This window comes from Phenylobacterium sp. (genome assembly GCF_030651755.1).
Classification (GTDB): Bacteria; Pseudomonadota; Alphaproteobacteria; order Caulobacterales; family Caulobacteraceae; genus Phenylobacterium.
Genome location: NZ_JAUSBZ010000073.1, coordinates 1 through 3,364 on the forward strand (window position 1 = coordinate 1; position 3,364 = coordinate 3,364).

The following is a 3,364-nucleotide window of genomic DNA, read 5'->3' on the forward strand; positions in this document are numbered from 1 at the left end:
CCTTTATCGGCTGCTCCAACTATCCCGAATGCCGCTTCACCCGACCCATCGCCCAGAGCGAGGGCGATGAGGCCGACGCGGCCAATGGCGACCGGGAGCTGGGAACCGATCCGGAGACCGGCCTGATCGTCCATCTGAAGAACGGCCGCTTTGGCCCCTATGTGCAACTCGGCGAGGGCGACAAGCCCAAGCGTTCCAGCCTGCCCAAGACCTGGTCCCCAGCGGCCATGGACCTCGAAAAGGGCCTGCGCCTGCTGCGCCTGCCCCGCGAGGTCGGCGCCCATCCCGAGGACGGCCAGATGATCCTCGCCGGGCTTGGCCGCTATGGGCCGTTCGTCCAGCACAACGGCGCCTACGCCAATCTGGAGAGCATCGACGAGGTGTTCGAGGTCGGCCTCAACCGGGCCGTGGCGCTGATCGCCGAGAAGAAGGCCGGCGGCAAGGGACGCCGGGGCGAGGCCGCCGCCCTCAAGGACCTGGGCGTCCACCCGGCCGATGGGGCGCCGGTGCGCATCCTGTCGGGCCGCTTTGGCCCCTACATCAAGCACGGCGCCACCAACGCCAACATTCCCCGGGGCGGCGACCCCCAGGAGGTGACCCTGGAACAGGCGGTCGCCCTGCTGGCCGAGCGTGAAGCCAAGGGCGGGACCAAGAAGAAGCCGGTGAAGAAGGCGCCCGCCAAGCCCAAGGCCGAGAAGGCCGCAAAGGCGCCCGCCGCCAAGACGGCGGCGAAAAAGCCGGCCGCCAAGAAGCCGGCGGCGAAGAAACCCGCGGCCAAGAAGGCGCCCGCCAAGAAGACCACGGCGAGCTAAGGCCAGTGGACCTGCCCGTCCGCGAGGTCTCGGTTTCGGGCTACCGGTCGCTGAAGGCCATCACCTATCCGATGTCCCGGCTGGACGTGTTTGTCGGCGCCAATGGCGTCGGCAAGTCCAACCTCTACCGGGCGCTGGACCTCTTGCAGGCCGCCGCCCGAAATCAGCTGGGCGCGAAACTGGCGGCCGAGGGCCTGGATCTCGCGATGTGGGCTGGCCCTCGCAAGGCCAGGGAGCCAACGCGGATCGCCCTGTCGGTCACCCTGGCTGCGCCCGGCGCCCGCAATAGCGCCTTCCGCTATGAGGTGGAGGTGGGCTTTCCCCAGAAGGTCACCGCCGCAGCCTTCGACCTGGAGCCCCAGGTCAAGGTCGAGACCCTGACCTATCTGTCTGGCCAGCGTCGCTCGCGTTTGATTGAGCGCCGCAACGGCGCGGTGATGGCCAGGGATGCCGAGGGCCGGCCTGCCGACCTCGACATCGACCTGCTCTCGTCCGAGACCCTGCTGGGCCGCCTGGAGGATCCCGGCCGCTATCCGGAGTTGGACGCCGTGCGGCGCACCCTGTTGGAGTGGCGCTTCTATCATGACGTCCGCACCGACGCGGACTCCCCCCTGCGCCGCCCCTGTGTCGCCGTGGCCGCCCCGACGCTGGCCTCGGACGGGGCTAACCTGGCGGCGGTCTTCGCCACCCTGGCCCATATCCGCGCCGATCGCGCCGACCTGGACGAGGCGGTGGAAAGCGCCTTCCCGGGCGCGGTGTTGTCCCTGCCCTTTCCGGACCGCACCGCCACCTTCGGCCTGCGCCTGCCGGAGTTCCCACAGCGCATCTTTGAGCCTGCCGAGCTGTCGGACGGAACCTTACGCTACCTGGCCCTGGCCGGCGCCCTGCTCGCCTATCGCCTGCCCCCCTTCATCGCCCTGAACGAGCCGGAGGCCAGCCTGCACCCGGACCTGATGGAGCCTCTGGCCGGTCTCATCGCCAAGGCCGCCGAGCGCACCCAGGTCTGGCTGGTCACCCACTCCGAGCGCCTGGCCCACGCCCTGAAGGACCACGGCGCGGTGCGCACCGTGCGCAAAACCGAAGGCGCCACCACCATCGAGGGCCTGACCCTGTTCGGCGCCTTCCGCGACGATGAGGACGACTGAGACGCCCCCGCCCTCGCACTTGCTGAAGCCGACCGGCGATTCCCGCGTTAGAAGGGGCCATGGCTAAGCCCCGCTCCCCCCGTTCCGCCTCGCGCCCCGCCTCGCGTCCGCCCCAGGGCATGCCTGACCGCGAGACCCTGCAGAAGTTCATCCGCCAGACTGGCGAGACCGACCGCGCCGAACTGGCCCGGGCCTTTGGCCTCAAGGGGGTCGACCGTCGGGCCCTGCGGGAGATGCTGAAGGAGATGCAGGCCGAGGGCATTCTCGGCCGCCGGGGTCGCACTGGGGTCGCCGAGGCCGGCGCCCTGCCCCCTGTGGGCGTGGTCGATGTGGTCGAACGCGACACCGATGGCGACCTGCTGGTTCGTCTGACCAAGGGGGCTGAGGATACCCCGCTCGTACCCCTGGCGCCGGACAAGGCCGAGGTTGTGGCGGGGGCGCCGGGCCTGGGCGACCGGCTGCTGGTCCGCTTCGTCACCCTGGAGAGCGGCGAGACCGAGGCCCGACTGATCAAGCGCCTGGGCCAGAGCGCCCACAAGGTGCTCGGCGTGGTGCGCAAGGTGCGCCGCGAGGTCCGCATTGAGCCGGTGGACCGCAAGTCCAAGGAAAGCCTGATCGTCTTCGACGATGGCCAGCTCAAGGACGGCGACCTGGTCCTGGCCCAGGTGGGGACGGCTGAGCGCCACCACGGCCCCAAGCGCGGCAAGGTGCTGGAGGTGGTCGGCCGCGAGGACGAACCCCGGGCCGCCAGCCTGATCGCCATCTACAGTCACGGCATTCCCACCGGCTTTTCCGACGAGGCCATCGCCGAGGCTGAAGCGGCGAAAGCTCCGACCCTGGCGGGCCGCGAGGACCTGCGCGACCTGCCGCTGATCACCATCGATCCCGCCGACGCCCGGGACCATGACGACGCCGTCTTCGCCCAGGCCGACGAGGATCCGGCCAATGAGGGCGGCTGGATCGTCTGGGTCGCCATTGCCGACGTGGCCGCCTATGTCCGCCCGGCCGGCGCCCTGGACCGGGAGGCCCGGGACAAGGCCAACAGCGTCTATTTCCCCGACCGGGTGGAGCCCATGTTGCCTGAGCGGCTCTCCAACGGCCTCTGCTCGCTGCGGGAGGGCGAGACCCGGGCCTGCATGGCCGTGCGCATGGTCTTCGACCGCAATGGCCGCAAGCGCAGCCACCGCTTCGTCCGCGGCCTGATGCGCTCGGCCGCCAAGCTCGCCTACGAACAGGCCCAGGACGCCATAGACGGCAGCCCCGACGACAAGGCCGCCCCCCTGCTCGACCCCATCCTCAAGCCCCTCTGGGCCGCCTATCTGACCCTGAAGAAGGGCCGCGAGGCCCGCTCGCCGCTCGCCATCGAAAGCTCAGAGCGCCGGATCGTCATCGGCGAGGATGGCAAGG

At 70.2% G+C, this 3,364-nt stretch carries 3 protein-coding genes; all 3 read left to right on the forward strand.

Going from position 1 to position 3,364, the window contains the following annotated elements:
- Nucleotides 1–812: topoisomerase C-terminal repeat-containing protein (locus tag Q7V15_RS07360; protein WP_304754800.1), on the forward strand; the 812-nt coding region annotated here is incomplete at its 5' end.
- Nucleotides 813–817: 5 nt separating this feature from the next.
- On the forward strand, nucleotides 818–1,957 hold the full coding sequence (locus Q7V15_RS07365) for an AAA family ATPase (RefSeq protein WP_304754801.1): 1,140 nt from the start codon (nucleotides 818–820) through the stop codon (nucleotides 1,955–1,957).
- Between the two features lie 59 nt (nucleotides 1,958–2,016).
- On the forward strand, nucleotides 2,017–3,364 hold a 1,348-nt coding region (locus tag Q7V15_RS07370), incomplete at its 3' end, for an RNB domain-containing ribonuclease (RefSeq protein ID WP_304754802.1).